The organism is Hallella faecis (genome assembly GCF_018789675.1).
GTDB classification, from domain to species: Bacteria; Bacteroidota; Bacteroidia; order Bacteroidales; family Bacteroidaceae; genus Prevotella; species Prevotella faecis.
The window spans coordinates 78,870-97,173 of the sequence record NZ_JAHKBE010000003.1 but is presented as its reverse complement, the minus strand read 5'-3'; the positions used below and the strand labels follow the sequence as shown (position 1 = coordinate 97,173).

The following is an 18,304-nucleotide window of genomic DNA, read 5'->3' as shown; positions in this document are numbered from 1 at the left end:
CCGCCAGTTCCCGAGGTCGTCGCTCGACCTCTTATCCTCCCACTAACCATGGGGTCAATCCTTGCGGGTGTTGACCCCGGTCGCTCCCACAACCTAAGTTGGGGAGCGTTTTGGTTGTCGTCTGCGTCGCGATCGCAGCGTTGTCGTCGTCAATCTGTTGTCGTCTGATTCGTCAATCCGTCGTCTGTCGATTCGTCAATCGTCCTCCTTTGTTATTCCATTCTGTTGTCGTCTGATTCGTCAATCCATCGTCTGTCGATTCGTCAATCGTCGTCTGTTAATGCGTCGTCTTATTCTCGTCGTCTTAGGGGATGGGGTGTCAATGGTTCACACTGCGATTCGCGACGGGCCCATTGCGTATGGTTGGGCCTTCATCTCAGTTGCAAATATATAACAAAAACCACAAAACAAACAGGATATTTCTTACAAAAAACGGCCAAAATCTTACATTTTGGCCGTTTTGTTGTAACATTCGATGTAACATTTTCGCAAAATCGCCCATTTCGTGTAACAATTATCAAAATGTGACACGTTTACGGGGCATCCGTCATGTGTTAGGGCAAAGCTTGGAACAGACGGATGGTTTCGGGCGGAATGGGCGTCTGCCTACTCGTAGCGGCGATGGAACGCGAGGAGCAGCAGGAAGCCAATGGCCACGAAGGGCATGCCCACCATGGCGGGCCAGGCGTAGCCCATGCCCCAGCTGATGGGCAGTCCGCCAAGGAACGCGCCCGCCGCATTTCCGAAATTAAAGGCTATTTGGATACAGCACCCGCCAAGCATCTCGCCGCCTTTCGAGTGTTCGATGATGAGCAACTGCTCGGGTGTGCCCATGCCGAAGAGGCATCCGCTGCACACAAACATCAGGGCCAAATGCACCAGGCCCCACTCCACCGTGAAGAACACGGTCAACAGGGCCAGTCCGGCCACGCCCTGGAGCACCATGGCCGTGAGGCCGGCCTTGTACTTATCCGACATCCAACCGCTCAGGAGGTTGCCTATGACCATGCCCAAGCCGGCCACGGCCATGTAGAGCGGCAACAGCGAGGCCGACAATCCGCCCTCGTCGACCAGCGCCGGCGATATGTAACTGTACCAAGCCAGGATGCCTCCGTTGCCAAACATCGTGGCAAGGATAATGAGCCACGGGTCGAGATGGCGCAGAAAGCGGAACTGTCCCTTGTAGCCCGAGCCGGGAAGGGGGTCGAGGTTGGGCACGAATCGGGCCACCAGCAACAAATCAACCAAACTGCCCACCGCGATCACCGCGAAGGCCAGTCGCCACGAGAGGGCTCCCGAGAGCAGCGTGGCCACGGGATTTCCCAAAAGGTTGGCAAACGTCATTCCGGCGCACATAATAGCCACGGCACGCGTCTTGTGGCTCTCATCGGCCAACCGATACGCCACAATGGTTCCCACGCCATAATAGGCGCCATGGGGCAAGCCGCTGATGAAGCGGGCCGCCAACAGCCACACATAGCTCTGCGCCGTGACCGAGAGCAGCGCGCCTATGAAGACAAGCGACACCAAGCCCAGGAGGATGTGTTTGGGGCGCAACTTATGAAGGACTATGAGAAACGTGGCTCCTACGCAAACGCCCAGGGCGTAGATGGAGATGGCGTGTCCCGCCATGGGAATGGAGATGTTCAGGTCGCGGGCCAAATCGGGCAAGATTCCCTCAATAACAAATTCGGCCATACCCAGCAAGAATGTTCCTACGGCAAGCACCAACAGGCTGCCCAATCCTTTTACCAGCATTTAAGTAGTGTTGTTATGTGTGTGTTACGAAGGTGGCGGCTTCCTGCCCCACCGCTATCCTAAAAGCGGGTGCAAAGTTACAAAATTCCCTTCAACCCTAATCGGTCATTAGACCGAAATAGGTGAGTTATTATGATTTTATGACTTCTTTCCAACTCTTGTCAGCGTTTCTTTCGGCATCTTGCTTCCATTCGCGTTTCGCCATAGCCCGCTATGGCTTCAACGAGAATGTCGCAACCTGCTCGAAACAAACACTAACAAGAATTGAAATCTAATGACCGATTTGGGTTCAATCGCAACACGCCATCACCCCACAAAATGACGAAGGGCGCATCTACATGACATGAATCATGAGGATGCGCCTTTCGTAGGGCGGAACGATATGCGATGGTGACGCGGCAACGTGTTGGAGCGCGCGTCGTAGGATCGTTTTGCGGGTCTCTATCGCTTGGGCAGCGCGTGTGTGGCCACGGGTTGCAGCGTATCGAAGTTGTAGAGGGTGATGGCGCCATCGGCCATGATGCCCAGCGTGGGTGGGTTGCCGCCCTTGGGGAAGGTGATGGAACCCGTGTTGCAAACGAGGCAATGGGCGTCGTTCTCGGCCAACTCCCAGAGGTGGGTGTGACCGTAAACCACGGCGTCGAAGCGTCCGGGCGGCAGGTTCTCCTTATTATATACGTGGCCGTGGGTGAGCAATATGCGGCGCCCCTCATCCACAAGCACCGTGTAAGTGCCAAGGATGGGGAAATGGAGCAGCATCTGGTCGACCTCCGAATCGCAGTTGCCGCGAACGGCCACGATGTCGTCGGCCATGGCGTTGAGCAGATTGGCTATGCCGGGTGCGTCGAGGCCCTCGGGCACTCCGTTGCGCGGGCCATAATTGAGGATGTCGCCCATGAGCAGCAACATGTCGCAACGCTGGGCTTTGTAGAACTCCAAGGCACGGCGCAGGCAGGGCAGCGAGCCGTGGATATCGGAAAGAAGCATGTATCTCATCGTGACAGATAATTAAGCAGGTCCTTGTTACTGGTCATGCGGCGCAGGCGACGCAACGCCTTGTCGCGTATCTGGCGCACCCGCTCTCGCTTGAGCCCCATCTTCTCACCGGTCTCAGCCATGTTGAGCTGGGGCGTGTCGATGCCGTAAAGGCAGGCGGCCACCTGTCGCTCGCGCTCGTCGAGGCGGGTCACAAGGTGCGCCAACTCCTCGATGATGGCTTGCTCCTCCATCTGCCTACTGGGGTCGATGGCGTGCGGATTGGCCACCACGCGGCCTAAGCTCAGGTCCTGACTGCCGCCCACGGGAGCGTCGATCGACAGCGGATGGCTGCGGCGCTTCTCCGCCTTCACGTCGCCCTCGTGGAGCACGCGGTAAAGACCGGTCTGCTGCTCAATGGCTTGTTGCATGGCATCGCGGATGTAGGGCGCCGCGAAAGTAACGAAACGCTTGCCGCGACTGCCGTCGAACCTTGCGGCGGCGCGCATCATGCCAATGTTTCCCTCGCTGATAAGGTCCTCCACGGGAAGGCCACTCCCTGCGTACTGGTGGGCCAACGACACCACGTAAGTGAGGTTGGCGGTGGTGAGGTCGGCCAGTGCCTGCTGGTCGCCTTGCTGGATACGCTCAGCCAACTGTCGCTCCTCGGCGTCGGTGAGGAGTCGCTCTTGCTTGATCTCGTTGAGATAAGCGTCTATCGATTTCTTTTCATTCATGGTGATGCAGTCGTTTAAGGGGATGAAAGGCTATTATATTCCTGCGTCGAGCAGCATGTCGGCCACCTCCTCGGGGGTGTTGTAGTCCATGCCGAAGGCCAACTCTTCGTCGGTAAACTCTTGGGCGAGCTCGGCAGCCTCCTCGTCGCTGATGCGCCGGCGACCGTCGTCGTCGACCGCGCTGAGCAAGGCTTTCAATACTAAGTTGCGGTATTCGGTTACGTTTTGCATATCGCTATGTGTTGTTTGGGATGGTTTATCAAGGGATGGGGTGTGGCTTACGGAGGGTTTAACGATGGCTCGTTGTGGAACGGAAGGTGCCGCAGGGCGCAAGCGTTAGTCGCTGATGGCCCTGAGCAAGCTGATGAGCGACCGCGGATTGGACCACGAGAAGCCGGGCATGGCGACCGCCACCTTGTAGGCTTGGCGCTTGTTGCGTGGCAAGGCATGGTCGATGTAACGCTCGTGTACCTTCACCCATTTGCCTCGGTAACGGAAGTAATACACGTCGGTGTAGGGCAACTCGAGGTCTTCCTCGTTGGCCATGAGGGCCGTAGAACTAAGCATCAGCGAATTGACCTGCATATCGGTCATGTTCCTACTGTTCAGGATCTGCTGTCTAAGCGACGCCATGTCGATGTAAGTGGCTTTGTAAAGGGCGTTGTCGCCCACCGTGTCGACGCGCCAAAAGAGCAGGGTGTCGATGCGCTCATAGTGGCGATCGTCGAAGTCGACGCTCTTCACCGTAGCCCTGTTGGCCTCCATAATGCGGCCTTGCGGGTTGCGATAGACCAGCACACTGCCCTTGAGCAGCACGTTGGCCTGCGCCGCCTTGACCACCTTACCACTGGTGAGCGTCACCAAGGCGGGGCGGAAGTTGGCATAAGCCATGGTGCGCCGTTGCAGCGTATCGGCTTGTGCCATGGCGCTTGTGGCGCATATCCAGGTGGCAACTATCAGGACCCATCGGGTTAGAACATTCATCTTCTTGTATTTCGTTTTATCAAAGATACTGCTTTCGCCCCATAAAGGGAAGACCCCGACCATTATTTTAACGCATATTAACCGTCCCGCCACGCTGCGATCGGTTGGCCAACGCCTCATCCAAGCGGACCGTTGGTTTTAGATACGGGCTTCTCCGGCCTTAGACGAGCACCCTGAAGAGCTTAGAAAAGCACTCGGCTGGTCTTAGACGAGCACCCTAAAGAGCTTAGGAAAGCACCCGGCTGGTCTTACACGAGCACCCTAAAGAGCTCAGAAAAGCACTCGGCTGGTCTTAGACGGGCACCCTAAAGGAGGGCGCAACGAATGGTCCACGCCATGCGTTCTCAGCCTTGCGGCTTCACCCCACCACCTCTGTGAGGGCTTGGTTGAGCTGCAGGATGTCGTCGTCGGTGGTGGCCCAACTGGTTACGAAGCGACACAAGAGGTTGCCGTCGGGACGGGCACACCACACCTCGAAGGCGATGCGCTGCATGAGTTGCTCCTTCTGCGCAACGCTGAGGATGACGAATTGCTGGTTGGTCGGGCTGTCGACGCCCATGCTCAGGCCATGGTTGAGGAAGCATTGGCGCACCTCATAAGCCTTCTCGATGGCGTGGCGAGCCACCCGAAGATACAGGTTGTCGGTGAACAAGGTGTCGAACTGCAGGCCGAGCATGCGCCCCTTGGCCAACAATGCGCCATGGCGCTTAATGATGGTGAACATGTATCGGGGCGCCTTCATGTTGGTAAACACCACAGCTTCGCCAAACATGGCACCCACCTTGGTGCCGCCAATATAGAACACATCGCAATGACGGGCCAGAAAAGGCAGGTCGATGTCGGCGCCATCGGCCATCAGTCCGTAGCCCAAACGTGCCCCATCAACGTAGAGCTTCAGGGAGAAGCGGCGACAAACCGTATAGATCGCCTCCAGTTCGGAGCGCGAATAGAGCGCCCCCAACTCCGTGGGCAACGTGATGTAGACCATGCCCGGCTGCACCATGTGCGGGTAAGTTTCGTCGGCCAAGAAGGTGGTCATGTATTGTTCGATGGCCTCCGCGGTTAGCTTTCCGTTGGTATCGGGCAGGGTGATGACCTTATGGCCGAAAGCCTCGACGGCGCCCGACTCATGCACGAAGATGTGGCCGTTCTGCGCCGCAATAACTCCCTCGCACCCTTGGAGCACCGAATCGATCACCGTGGTGTTGGTTTGCGTGCCACCCACGAGGAAGAACACCTCGGCGTGGGGCATGTCGATGGCCTCGCAAATGCGCTTCTTGGCGCTCAAGCAATGCTTGTCGAAGCCGTAACCGCTGGCCTTCTCATCGTTGGTTTGTATGAGGCGCTGCAATATTTCGGGCAGCATGCCGTTGTTATAGTCGCTCTCAAACGAAGTCATTTCTATTGTTTTTGAATGTGGAACGTGGGTGAAGGATGATTGGTCTAATGACCGATTTGGGATTATTTGCTGGTGAGGTGCAGGAAGCGCGTGATGCGATGGCCGAGGCTCCGGTCCTTATTGTCGATGAAAGCGTCGAGCACCAAACTCTTCGACGACAAGGGAATGAGGTCGTAGTCGGCAATGGCTGCAGGAATCAAGCAACTGTTTCCTTCCTTCAGCAACAGCTCATCGCCGGTGGATCGCACAAGGATGCGGGTGTCGCCCTTGATGCTCATGGTGATGATGAAGCTGTCGTACTTGAGCAGGTTGCGATGGAACGGCTGCGCAATGTCGTTGACACGAACACTGAAATAAGGCGTATCGAGCACTGGGTTGGCACGGTTCTCCTCACTCTGATAGGCCGTTTGATACTCGGCCTCCACATGATAATCGACGGCCTCGGCAGCCAAGTCGACATGCAACTGGCGCGGCTTGCCATCCAAACCCGGGCGATTGTAATCGAAGATGCGGTAAGTGAGGTCGGACGACTGTTGGATCTCGGCCAGCAGAATGCCGCTACAGATGGCGTGAACACGGCCCGCCGGAAGGTAAAACACATCGCCAGCCTTCACCTCATGGCGCGCCAACACATCGGTGATGGTGCCATCCTCTATGCGTTTCTTAAACTCATAGTCGGTGATCTGCGTCTTGAAGCCCGCATATAGGTAACTGCCCGGCTCGGCATCGATGACATACCACATCTCGCTCTTGCCCATCTTGCCATGCACCCGGCGAGCCATCTCGTCGTTGGGATGCACCTGAATGCTCAGGTCGCGCTTGGCATCGATGAACTTTGCCAACAACGGGAGCTCATGATACTTGTCGTACACCGACTTTCCCAAGATGTCCTCGGGCGCTTGCGCGATAACCGACACAAGGTCTTGGCCCGCCCATTCGCCATTGGCCACAATGCTCTTGCTCGACGGCACGGCGCTCACCTCCCAGCTCTCGCCTATCGGTTCGGTTGAAGCGGGAAGGCCCTTGTATGGACAAAGACGATTGCCGCCCCATACAACGGTATGGAGATTCGGCTGAAACAATAACGGATACAACTTCATAATATGTGCTTTTTCCTAATTTCTTATACAACCTTCCCCTCCGTTGGACGACCTGCCATCGGGTGTTTCGTGGGCGATCGTCGCACCCTTCATTCACGCAGATGCGCCGTTTTGCACACGACCGTCGGACCATTCGGCCCCAACGCTTAGGTCGTTCGCGCGCATCCAACAGGGAGGGGCCTATCGTTTAAACGACCTCAGATAGGTTATTATTATGCGGTTCGCCACCTTTTTCTTTCTCCCGGTAGTTGATGGGCGACAGGCCCACTTGCTTCTTGAAGAACGTTCCGAAGGCCGAGGCGTTGGGAAAGTGGAGGCAATCGGCTATCTCCTTCATACTCTTGTCGGTGGTGGTGATGAGCGACACGGCCTTCTTCGTGATGGCTTTGAACACCAGTTGCTGCACGGTGCTTCCCGACACCGACTTGACCAACGTGGTGAGATACTTGGGCGACAGGCAGAGACGGTCGGCATAGAATCGCACCCCACGCTCCTGCATGTAATGATGGTCGATGAGGCGCATGAGCTGCATGTAGGTCTCCAGCCGTCGGCTCGACGCTTGGTCGCCCTCCTTCGATAGCTCCCGAAAGATGCCACATAGCCTATAGGTGAGCGACAGGAGAAGCAAGCGGCGCTCATTGGCGGCAAACACATTGTTCTCGGTGTTGTCAGCGGCCAACAGTTCGGAGTATTTGGTGAGTTCATCCTCGTGGCCCGTGTGCATCACACGGCACGCCTTGGGGTTGACAAGCTCCATAAACTTCATGCCCACGACGGTGTTTCCCAGGATCTCACGAATGGAGTCGACCCGATAAAGGATAATGACCACCGAGCAATCGGCACTATGGCGCACCACGGAGAAATAGGCGTCGCGCGCAAGGAAGGCCGTCTCACCCTGTTCAACCCTATACTCCACACCCTCGCAGCCCAACGAAAACGAGCCCGACGTGCACACGATGATGCCCACATCAGCCACGTGATAGTTGTCGAAAAACGCCTTGGGAAACGAGGATATGTTGCCACACGAGCAACAGATGTCCTCGTCATTGGCTATCTGTTGCTCGAGCAGATGAATGCCATAGCTATTGTTTATCATTGCTTCTGCCGTTTGTTGGCGGCGAAGTTAGCAAAAATAATCTATACAACAACAGTAAGGGACGTTGAATTTTGCCAATGACTGCAATTCTTCAACGCCCCTCACCCTATGCCAACGGCTTCTCACGCCATGGCCAACGGTGGTCGGGCTACCCTCCATGCCGCCTCCCACGCCACGTCAACCCATTGGAAATCAATACCGTATGTAATATTCCCGAGTATCGTGGGATATGTCGCGCTTGGGCCACGGCACCACCAACATCAGTCCGGCGAGGATGATGCAAGCATAGATGGTCCATCCCGACATCTCCTTGATGGCCGACAACGTGGCCTGCACCTGCACCTGACCCTTGGTCGACAGGGCCGCCATGTTCTGCGCCTCGGTCTCGCTCTTGCCCTGATACTGCATGCCCCGCGCCGTCCGGTCGTAGGCAAGAGCCGTTTGGGCATTGGTGCGGTCGTAGTCGTGGGCATAACGCGTGATGTAATATTGCTGGCGATACTGGAACACCGTTTGGTAAAGGGCCGATCCGATACCTGGCGCAATGACCATACGCACGGTCAACATGATGCACACCCACGTGGACAACAGCTTATAGGGCATGCGCTGGTTGGCATACACGGCGATAAGCGAATAGAGCAGCATCATGCCAGTGGCGCGTATGACGACGGGCCATTTCATGCGCTCCAACAGACCCGCCGTCTGCACCTCAAAGTACATAAACAGCGAGGCGGCTGCTATCAGCACGAAGCCCAGGGCGAAGAACCACTTGAAATGGACGCCCTTGTTGTTGAGCAAAAGGATGACGACCAAACCGATGAAATAGCCCAGCAACACCCAGTTGCCGAGGGCGGCCACCTGGATTTGGTCGGTCTTCATGCCCACCCCCACAAAGATGTTGACGAGCATGGAGCTGGAGTTGCACACCATCAGGCCGATGAAGAGCAATATGCCGCCCTGAATGCTACGCGACTTAAAGGCCTTGAGCATGAAGTAAGGCGAGCGGCGCGTCTTCTCCAGGTAGAAGAACAGCAGCGTCGACACCACACAAATGGCTGTGGACCAACGGATATAGGGACTGTCGTACCAATCGTAGACCTTGCCGTAGACCGTTACATAGACAAACGAGCAGCACATCACGCAGAACACCACCACGTTGCCAAACTTGGAGAACGACAGGGGGCAATGCTTCGTGGGGTAGGAATTGTAGGGCATGCACACCAAGGTGATGAGCAAAGCCACGAGGATGGCGCCCAGCATGGCGTAGTAGACCATCTGCCAATGGTAGTTGTAGGCAAACCATGCGGTGATCCATGTGCCGATCTGCCCTAAGAGCATGAAGAAGAAATAGATGATGGGCTGGCTCGCCTTCTTCTCCGTGTCGAGCGCGTCCCATCCCGCCTCGTCGGTCGGTTCGTTGCCCGGCGTCACGTTGCGTGTGGCCTCTATGCCGAAGCCATACTTGATGAGCGTGAACAGGTTGCACATGAGCAGCGTTTGGCGCACGAAGCCCATGATGAGGCTATTGAGCGCCAGGATGAACAAGCTGTCGGTATTGGCGCAGATATAGCTCTGCACCGCCAGCAGCGAGAAGCCCACCAGGCTCATCAGCTTCTGTCGGCGCACACTCACCAGCGCATAGAAGAACGGCGAGAACGCCGCCATGCCAATCGACGTTACGAAGCTGATGAAGGCTATATGTTCAGACTGGATGCCAAGCCCTCCCACCATCTCGCTACTGTTGACGGTGTAGGCACCGCTGACCGTCATGATAGGTATGAAAAGAATGATTAGGAAAGCGATGCCCAAGGGCTTGGGCACCCAGTTGTAGAACGGGAAATTCTTCGGCAGGTGCTCGGGCACCGCCGTGTAGATCTCAGCCTGTGTCATTTCTTGAGTTGGGCCTTAACAACAACCATCATGCCCGCCGCCAACTTGTCGTTGTCGGCCTTCTTCAGTCCCACAAACTCGATTCGGACGGGCACGCGCTGCTGAATCTTCACGAAGTTGCCAGCCGAGTTGTCGGTGGGCACGAGCGAATACTTGGATCCGGTGGCGCCCGAGATGGCGGTGATGCGCCCCTCAAACTCCTTGCCCTCGAAGGCGTCGACGGTCATCAAGACCTTCTGGCCCACATAGAGTTTCTCCACCTGCGTCTCCTTGTAGTTGGCAATGACCCACTTCTGGGTGTCGGGCATGATGTAGGTGATGGTCTGTCCGGCGTTGACGGCCTGTCCCTCCTCGAGCGTTCTTCGCCCAAGCTTTCCGTCGCATGGCGCCGTCACCACACAATAGGAGAGGTTGAGCTTGGCCATCTCCAAGGCAGCCTGGGCGCGCTCAATGGCCGCTGCGGTGTTCTTCTTGCGCGTCTGCACCTCGTTGACACCCGAATAGGCGGCCTTCTGCTGGCGCCGCGTGGCGTCGAGTTTCTTCTTCGTGGCGTTGTATTCGGTCTCAATCTGTTCGAGTTGGATGGGCGTGGCGGCATTGCGGGCCACCAGGTTCTGGTAGCGCTGGCGGTCTTTCTCGAGCTTGGCCAGGCGAATTTCGATCTCGGCGATCGACGCCTCGTAGACGGTGGCCGATGTCTGGGTGGTTTGCAGCGACGCGTCGACCACATTGGCCCCAGCCATGGCGTCCTTCAGCGCAGCCTCAGCCTCCATGACGCGGATGCGATACTCGCGGTCGTCGAGCACGAGCAGCGTGTCGCCCTTCTTCACATCCTGGTGCTCCTTGAAATAGATTTTCTTGATATATCCCGACGCACGCATGTTCACGGGCGAGATATACTGCTCCACCTGCGCGTCGTCGCTCTGCTCATTGCTCTTGTAATCCATGAACATACATGCTATCTTGGCGATGCCCCACACGAGGATGGCCACTCCGATGAGGCTCACCAGCAGTTGGCGTATGCGCTGGCGCTTGAGTTGCTTGGCGGTTACTTCGTGGGCCGACGGCTGGTTATTGTCGACGGGATTGGTGTTGTTGGTCGTATTGTTGTTGTTTGTTTCCATGATGATTTATATTGTCGTTGGGGATTTTTTGACCTTATGGTCCATTAGGGTTTCAGTAGTTTGTCCAACTGTCCGGTGAGTTTCAGCAGCGTGAGGTTCGACACCTGATAGTTGTAATGTGCGGTGAGATAATTGTTTTGCGCATCGCTCATGCTCATCTCGTCTTGCAACACCTCGGTCATCGAGGCGATGCCCTCGCGGTAGCGGTCGCTCGTCACCTTATACACATCCTCTGCCAGCAGGTAGTTGTCGCGCTGCTTGCTGAAGTTGCGCTGGTTGTTGGCCAGGTCGTTCACGGCGTTGGCATACTGCGTCTGCATGCCCTTCATGGTGTTTTCGTAAGCGAGCTTGGCATTGTCGATGTCGACCTGCGCCTTTCGTATCTTCGAACGCTTCTCGAATCCGTCGAATACGGGCACGCGCACCGACAGGCCGATGCCGTCGGACCGATACCAATGGTTCGACTCGCCCGAGTGGAACCAATTCTTAAACTTATCGGTGAAGGCCGTGTAGGTCCAGTTGCCGCTGATGGCCACGGTGGGCAGGTAGCCGTCCTTGGCCAGTTTTTTCTGTTGCTCGGCCAGCGTTTGCTGGGTGCGCAAGAGCTGGAGCTCAGAGAGGTTCTCGTCGAGCCCGGTGAGGGCGGCCATGTCGATCTGCTGTATGTTGGCCTTCTCCACGGCGATGGCCTTGTCGGCCGGATAGTCGATCACATACTTCAGCATGTTGTATTGCTGGGTGAGCATGGCCTTGGCGTTGTCGTATTGCACGCTGAGGTTCTCGAGGTTCACGTTGACGCGCTTCACATCCACGCTGAGCGCCATGTCGTTGTCGTGGAAAGCCTGGGTGATGTCGCGCAACTCCTCCAGTCGCTTGATGTTGTCCTTGATGATGCCTATCTGCTCCTCGGTGTTTTGCGCGAGGTAATACATCTTGCTGATCTGCACGATAAGGTCCTCCTTGGCCTTGGCGTAGGAGAGGGTGTTGAGCACATCGAGGGTCTTGGCGATGTTGAGCGCGGTGCGTGCCGTCTGGCTGTAGAGCGGCATCTGGAGTTGGACGCTGGCCGACGCGTTATACTGCAACGTGTTGGTTACGTTGTAGGGCTTGCCATAGGCGGAGCCGTCGGTCACCGACACGGGAGGGTCGAAGTTGTCGTTGAGCGCGGCGCCGATGTTGATTTGCGGCAACAGTCGCGAGCGGTTCTCACTGATGTTGTGCTTTCCCTTGAGCACGTTGCCCTCATAAGTCTTGAGGTTGAGGTTTCGCTCAATGCCCATTTTCAGGCATTGCCCCAACGAGAGCGTTTCCTGCGCCATGCCATAGCTGGCCAGGAAGACGAAGGAAAATGTGAACAATAATCTTTTCATACCTACATTAAGAATTCGGCTGCAAAGTTACCGAATAATCATGATGTGGGAATATTCATTTACAACCAAAAGTTGTTCATATTTTCCCTTTGTACGCTCTTTCGCCCCCATGAAATGCGAATGGGGTAAGAAACGGGGCGAAAGAGGTAGGGATGCTTACGCCTCCACGGTCATGGCGATGACCTTCACGTCGTCGCACGGGCGGTCGCCACGCAGCGTTTTCACGCCCTGGATCTTCTCCACCACGGCGAGCCCGTCGGTCACCTCACCAAACACGGTGTACTGACCGTCGAGATGGGGTGTGCCGCCCACGGTGGTGTAGGCCTGGGCCTGCTCCTCGGTGAAGCCGGCGGGATTGGCCTTGCAGATGTCCTCGGCCTCCTTCAGCAGTTGCTCCTGCATGGCCTGCAGTCCGGCGCGGTCGCGGTTGCGACGCATGTTCATAATCTCTTCCTTGTGGTAGCTCACGAGGTCGTTGAACGTCACGGCCACCTGGTTCTGCTTCATCTGTTTCTCCATCTGCTTGAGTTGGGAGGGATTGTAAACGCTTCCCCACACAATGTAGAACTGGCTGCCGCTCGACTCCCTGTTGGGGTTCACCTCATCGCCCAGTCGGGCCGCACACAGGGCGCCGCGCTTATGGAAGAGGTGGGGCTTGATCTCGGCCTGCAACGTGTAGTCGGGACCGCCCACACCGAGCTGCTTGCCTGCCGGCGCGCCCTTCGAGTCGGGGTCGCCGCCCTGAATCATGAAGTCGCGAATGACGCGATGGAACAGCGTGCCATTGTAATAACCCTCCGAAGCCAGCTTCAGGAAGTTGTCGCGGTGAATGGGTGTGTCGTCGTAGAGGCGAACGGTAATGTCGCCCAAGGAAGTGGAAATCTTGATATTTGCCATGGTTTTGATATGCTTGTTTTCTATGATTAGGATGGGTGCCGCCCGCCTTTCCCCGGTTTTGTCGCCGAGGGAGAAGGTGGGAAGCCGTTGCAAAGATACCACTTTTTATCCAACCATCGGCCCAAAGCCGTAAGGATTCTGCCATCGACGATAGTGGATAGAGGGAGGACGACCGTTGCGGGCGACACCCAATTATCGCAACAATCTACATATAAAACTACACATTTCTTTTCCACGATGGAAACATTTGGCCGAAATACGCCATTCTCGGAAATCTTACCCAACCGTCTGATATTCAGCACATTGTGCTCCACACATCCTATTCCACACTCCCAATTCCACGTTTCTTGTTGCGAAACATGCCTTTTCGCAATGCCATCCCTTACCTTTCGAGGCACGAAAGATGGTCTTTCGAGGCAGGGTTGGGCATGTTTCGCAACTCGAAAGATACCTAAGGGCAAATCAGAGCCTCCTGTTGGAGGGCAAAAGCGCATAAAAACGACGTTCCCGCTCGCTATTTCGCGTAAAAACGTCGCACAACTTTTTCACCAAAATATCCAACACATCCTACCTTTCCGCCAGTTGTCCATCAGCCCCATTGCGCCACCCTGCCACCTCCGCATGGCCCACGCCCCTGCCAAGGCCCAGCGGCGCACCCACAGCACAGGCAAGGAGGCTCGTAGCTCCGCCACCCACCTACACCTTATAATAATAGGTGGGGGCACATAGAAAAAGGAGGTGCGAAAGTTTGGTTGGCTACAAAGAATTGCCTAACTTTGCGTCGCCTAAAGAATAGCCTTTTGAAAAGCAATCAGTTAACCCACAGTTGCCAACACACAACAAGAACACGATAAATAGACAATGCTTACAATCGTAATGATTATGATTTGCGGAATAGGTACCGGTTACCTGCTCCGCAATAAGAAGATGGGCGCCATTGGGCGCATCATCACCGCCCTGATATGGGTGCTGCTGTTCCTCCTCGGCATTGAGGTGGGCGGCAATCCGCGTATCGTCAACGGCCTGCAAACGCTGGGCCTCGAAGCCATAGTGCTCACCATCGGTGGGTGCGCCGGCAGTGTGCTCTTCGCCTGGGCATTGTGGCGCTACGTGAGCGCCAAGGAGGCCAAGGCCCACCACCAGGAAGGAGGCGAGGCATGAAAGGCAGCCTGATCATCGTAGGATTCTTCTTACTGGGCATCATCGTAGGTCTGTACCACATCATTCCGCAATCGTTCCTCGATAGCGGCGTGAGCTATTACGCCCTCTGCTGCCTCATGTTCTGCGTGGGCATCAGCATCGGTTGCGACACCACCATTCTCAAGAGCTTCAAGAAGATGAACCCGCGCCTGATGCTGCTGCCCGTAATGACCATCCTAGGCACCTTGGCGGGATGCGCCGCCGTGTCGGTGCTGCTGGGCCACCGCCAGCTCACCGACTGCCTGGCCATCGGCTCCGGCTTCGGCTACTACTCGCTGTCGAGCATCTTCATCACCGAGTATCGTGGCGCCGAACTGGGCACCATCGCCCTGCTGGCCAATATCTTCCGCGAGATCCTAACCCTGCTGTGCGCTCCCCTGCTGGCCAAGTATTTCGGCAAGCTGGCGCCCATCAGCGTGGGAGGCGCCACCACCATGGACACCACGTTGCCCATCATCACACGCGCCTCGGGCGAGAAGTTTATCATCGTATCCATCTTCCACGGATGTTGCGTAGATTTCTCTGTGCCCTTCCTGGTGACGTTCTTCTGCTCGCTCTAACCCCTACCCACCACTACTAACGACAAAAACCTAACATCTATCATAACCTATGAGAAAATTACTCTGCTCATTCGTCGTGGGCCTCGGCCTCTGCTGCGCCCACACAGCGGTGGCCACGGCGGCCCAAGACCGTAAGCAGGCGCCGGCCTCCGACCCCTGGCAAGACGCCACCGTGACCCACATCAACCGCATGCCCATGACGGCCCACTACCTGCCCTTCACCACGGAGAGCGGCGCCTTGGCCCAACTGCGTATGGACGATGCCCAGCGCTTCCAACTGAACCCCCAGACGGAGCGTCGCCGGTCGCTTAACGGTGTGTGGAAATTCAAACTGGTGAAGAGCCCCAGCTTGGCCCTCACCGATTTCTTCAAGACCTCCTACGATGTGAGCGGATGGCAAAACATACAGGTGCCGGGCAGTTGGGAACTGCAAGGATTCGACGCGCCCATCTACACCGACGTGACCTATCCCTTCGAGGCCAACCCGCCATTGGTGCCACAGGATTACAATCCCGTGGGCCATTATGTGCATGAGTTTACCGTGCCCGAGGAGTGGAAGGGCATGGACATCATCATGGACTTCGAGGGCGTGGAGTCGGCCTTCTATCTCTGGATCAACGGCAAGAGGGTGGGCTATAGCGAGGACAGTCGGCTGCCCGCCCATTTCAACATCTCACCCTATCTGAAGAAGGGCAAGAACCGCTTGGCCCTGAAGGTGTTCCGATTCAGCGACGGCAGTTACCTGGAGGACCAAGACTATTGGAAATACAGCGGCATCGAACGCAGCGTGTTCATCCAGGCTCGCCCGAAGAGCAGGCTGAACGATTATGTGTTGGGCAACGCGCTCATCAACCATTATAAGGACGGCAACTTCACGCTCGACGTGAGCATGATGCAGCCCCAAAAGGGACAGAAGGTGGAGGTGAAGGTGCTCACGGCCGCCGGCAAGGCGATCTACGCCCAAAGCCAGACCATCGCATCGGCTACCGACACGTTGCTCCATTTCGCCAATGTGATCAAGGGGGTGCAGCCCTGGAACGCCGAGCAGCCCTACCTCTACACGCTCGTCATCAACACCACCGACAAGAACGGACGGGTGCAGGAGAGCGTGGCGCAGCCCTTCGGGTTCCGCACCGTGGAGATGAAGAACGGATTGCTCATGGTGAACGGCGTGGTCCTCACCATCAAGGGCGTGAACCGACAGGAGCACAACGCCATCCACGGACGCACGCTCAACATCGACGAGATGGTGAAGGATGTGAAGATGATGAAGCAATTCAACATCAACGCCGTGCGCACCTCCCACTACCCCAACTACTCCGAGTGGTACCAGCTCTGCGACAAGTATGGCCTTTACATGGTGGGCGAGGCCAACATTGAGTGTCATGGCATCTTAGAAACCAAGTACAAGCAGCTTGCCGATCGCGACGACTGGTATCCCGCCTTCCACGACCGCATGTACCGCATGATCAAGCGCGACCGCAACCACACGGCCGTCATCATCTGGTCGATGGGCAACGAGAGTGGCTACGGCAAGAATTTCGAGAAGCTCTACGACCTCTCGAAGGCCATCGACCCCACACGCCCCGTGCAGTATGAGGGAGGTGGCTACAACGCCAAGTCGGACATCTATTGCCCGATGTACGCACGCATCTGGTCGTTGCAACGCCACGTCACACAGCGCGACGCCCGCCCCCTCATCCTCTGCGAGTATGCCCACGCCATGGGCAACAGCGAGGGCAACCTCAAGGATTATTGGGACCTTATCTACAAGCACGACCAGTTGCAGGGCGGATTCATCTGGGACTGGGTGGACCAAACATTCGCCAAGACCGACGACAAGGGCCATCGGTTCTGGGCCTACGGGGGCGACATGGGCTTCGTGGGTGTGGTGAACGACTCCAACTTCTGCGCCAACGGACTGGTGGCGGCCGACCGATCGCTCCATCCCCATATCTGGGAGGTGAAGAAGGTGTATCAGAACATCGCCTTCGAGCCGGTGCCCTTCTCGGCCAACCGCATCAAGGTGACCAACCGGTTCGACTACACCACGCTCGACAACTACCAGCTTGCATGGGCTGTGGAGACCAATGGCGAGACGGTGGCCAGCGGCAAGATGAATTTCCCCTCGCTCAAGCCTCACCAGAGCGGCGAGATGGTCATCCCCATGGGCCAGTTGCCCGCCACGGCCCACAACGAGTATTTCCTCACCCTGCGCGCCTCAACAAAGAAGGCCACGGGGGCCGTGCCGGCAGGTCACGAGGTGGCCATCGAGCAGGTGCTGTTGCCCGTGCAGGCGAACAAGGCCGATGTGGCGGTGCCCGGACAACTGCAAAAGGCCGAAACAGCCGACGAGATTGCCATCAAGGGGCAGGACGCCAACTATAGCGTGACCTTCTCGAAGAAGACGGGCGAGATGACGTCGCTCAAATATGATGGGCAGGAGATGCTCATCGCCGGACTGCAACCCAACTTCTGGCGTGGCATCACCGACAACGATGTGGCCAACGGCACACAGGTGCGTTGCGGCACATGGCGTGAGGCGGCAAGCAAGATGGTGCTGAAGGGCATAGAGGACCTGACACCCTCCAACAAGGACAAGGCCACCGTAGTGGCCACGTTCGACATGCCCGAGCAGCAGTCGGAGCTGCAAGTGACCTATGAGGCCATGGCCGACGGACGCATCCACGTGGACATGCACTTCACGCCGGGCAACAAGGCGTTGCCCGAGATGCCTCGCCTCGGCATGCGCATGATTCTCAAGGCCGACTACGACCAGATGACATGGTTGGGACGTGGACCGCAGGAGAACTACGCCGACCGCAAGAGCGGCTACCTCATCGGCAAGTACTCGGCCAGCGTGTGGGAGCAATACCATCCTTATGTGAGGGCGCAGGAAACGGCCAACAAGTGCGACGTGCGCTGGTTCACGCTCGCCTCGAAGGCCAACAAGGGCCTCAAGGTGGTGGGCGACGAGCCGTTGAGCGTCAGCGCATGGAACTTTCCGCAGGCCGACCTGCTCTACGCCCCGTCGATGCAGGAGCACCGCCACGGCGGATGTGTCGACAAGAAGCCCATGGTGTGGGTCAACATCGACCACAGGCAGATGGGTGTGGGTGGCGACAACACATGGGGAGCCATGGTGCATCCCGAGTACACCATCACGCCGCACGAGTGGAGCTACGGCTTCACGATCATGAAAAAATGATGCGGA

At 56.8% G+C, this 18,304-nt stretch carries 15 protein-coding genes; 3 read left to right on the top strand and 12 right to left on the bottom strand.

Going from position 1 to position 18,304, the window contains the following annotated elements; translation table 11 throughout:
* Positions 1-606: 606 nt before the first annotated feature.
* From KM934_RS01580 to KM934_RS01525, 12 genes are all read right to left on the bottom strand, one after another.
* Positions 607-1,758 (bottom strand): MFS transporter, encoded by a 1,152-nt coding sequence (locus KM934_RS01580; protein ID WP_215758859.1) that lies wholly within the window; start codon positions 1,756-1,758, stop codon positions 607-609.
* A gap of 441 nt (positions 1,759-2,199) precedes the next feature.
* Complete coding sequence (gene yfcE / locus KM934_RS01575) at positions 2,200-2,754, bottom strand: phosphodiesterase (RefSeq protein ID WP_215758858.1); 555 nt, start codon at positions 2,752-2,754, stop codon at positions 2,200-2,202.
* Positions 2,751-3,470: a sigma-70 family RNA polymerase sigma factor gene (locus KM934_RS01570; protein ID WP_215758857.1), complete on the bottom strand. Its 720-nt coding sequence runs from the start codon at positions 3,468-3,470 to the stop codon at positions 2,751-2,753. The genes yfcE and KM934_RS01570 overlap by 4 nt, the downstream gene beginning before the upstream one ends.
* A 33-nt stretch (positions 3,471-3,503) precedes the next feature.
* On the bottom strand, positions 3,504-3,701 hold the full coding sequence (locus KM934_RS01565; RefSeq protein ID WP_215758856.1) for a hypothetical protein: 198 nt from the start codon (positions 3,699-3,701) through the stop codon (positions 3,504-3,506).
* Positions 3,702-3,806: 105 nt separating this feature from the next.
* Positions 3,807-4,394: a hypothetical protein gene (locus KM934_RS01560; RefSeq protein ID WP_215758855.1), complete on the bottom strand. Its 588-nt coding sequence runs from the start codon at positions 4,392-4,394 to the stop codon at positions 3,807-3,809.
* Positions 4,395-4,812: 418 nt separating this feature from the next.
* Complete coding sequence (locus KM934_RS01555; RefSeq protein WP_215758854.1) at positions 4,813-5,853, bottom strand: threonine aldolase family protein; 1,041 nt, start codon at positions 5,851-5,853, stop codon at positions 4,813-4,815.
* Between the two features lie 62 nt (positions 5,854-5,915).
* Positions 5,916-6,956, bottom strand: coding sequence for a type I phosphomannose isomerase catalytic subunit (locus tag KM934_RS01550; RefSeq protein ID WP_215758882.1), 1,041 nt, complete (start codon positions 6,954-6,956; stop codon positions 5,916-5,918).
* Positions 6,957-7,140: 184 nt separating this feature from the next.
* Positions 7,141-8,049, bottom strand: coding sequence for a helix-turn-helix domain-containing protein (locus KM934_RS01545; protein WP_215758853.1), 909 nt, complete (start codon positions 8,047-8,049; stop codon positions 7,141-7,143).
* Positions 8,050-8,241: 192 nt separating this feature from the next.
* On the bottom strand, positions 8,242-9,939 hold the full coding sequence (locus KM934_RS01540; protein WP_252344841.1) for an MFS transporter: 1,698 nt from the start codon (positions 9,937-9,939) through the stop codon (positions 8,242-8,244).
* Complete coding sequence (locus KM934_RS01535; RefSeq protein ID WP_215758852.1) at positions 9,936-11,063, bottom strand: HlyD family secretion protein; 1,128 nt, start codon at positions 11,061-11,063, stop codon at positions 9,936-9,938. The genes KM934_RS01540 and KM934_RS01535 overlap by 4 nt, the downstream gene beginning before the upstream one ends.
* Before the next feature lie 44 nt (positions 11,064-11,107).
* Positions 11,108-12,433, bottom strand: coding sequence for a TolC family protein (locus tag KM934_RS01530; protein ID WP_215758851.1), 1,326 nt, complete (start codon positions 12,431-12,433; stop codon positions 11,108-11,110).
* A 156-nt stretch (positions 12,434-12,589) separates the two neighbouring features.
* A complete protein-coding gene (locus KM934_RS01525; RefSeq protein ID WP_215758850.1) occupies positions 12,590-13,330 on the bottom strand; it encodes a peptidylprolyl isomerase in 741 nt (246 codons plus the stop codon).
* 861 nt (positions 13,331-14,191) lie between these two features.
* On the opposite strand from KM934_RS01525, the gene KM934_RS01520 reads away from it, so the two are divergent.
* Genes KM934_RS01520 through KM934_RS01510 form a run of 3 tightly spaced genes read left to right on the top strand, consistent with a single transcriptional unit; the run spans position 14,192 to position 18,298 of the window.
* Positions 14,192-14,491: a LysO family transporter gene (locus KM934_RS01520; RefSeq protein ID WP_215758849.1), complete on the top strand. Its 300-nt coding sequence runs from the start codon at positions 14,192-14,194 to the stop codon at positions 14,489-14,491.
* A complete protein-coding gene (locus KM934_RS01515) occupies positions 14,488-15,090 on the top strand; it encodes a lysine exporter LysO family protein (protein ID WP_215758848.1) in 603 nt (200 codons plus the stop codon). Before KM934_RS01520 ends, KM934_RS01515 begins: the two co-directional genes overlap by 4 nt.
* Before the next feature lie 49 nt (positions 15,091-15,139).
* On the top strand, positions 15,140-18,298 hold the full coding sequence (locus KM934_RS01510) for a glycoside hydrolase family 2 TIM barrel-domain containing protein (RefSeq protein WP_215758847.1): 3,159 nt from the start codon (positions 15,140-15,142) through the stop codon (positions 18,296-18,298).
* Positions 18,299-18,304 lie beyond the last annotated feature (6 nt).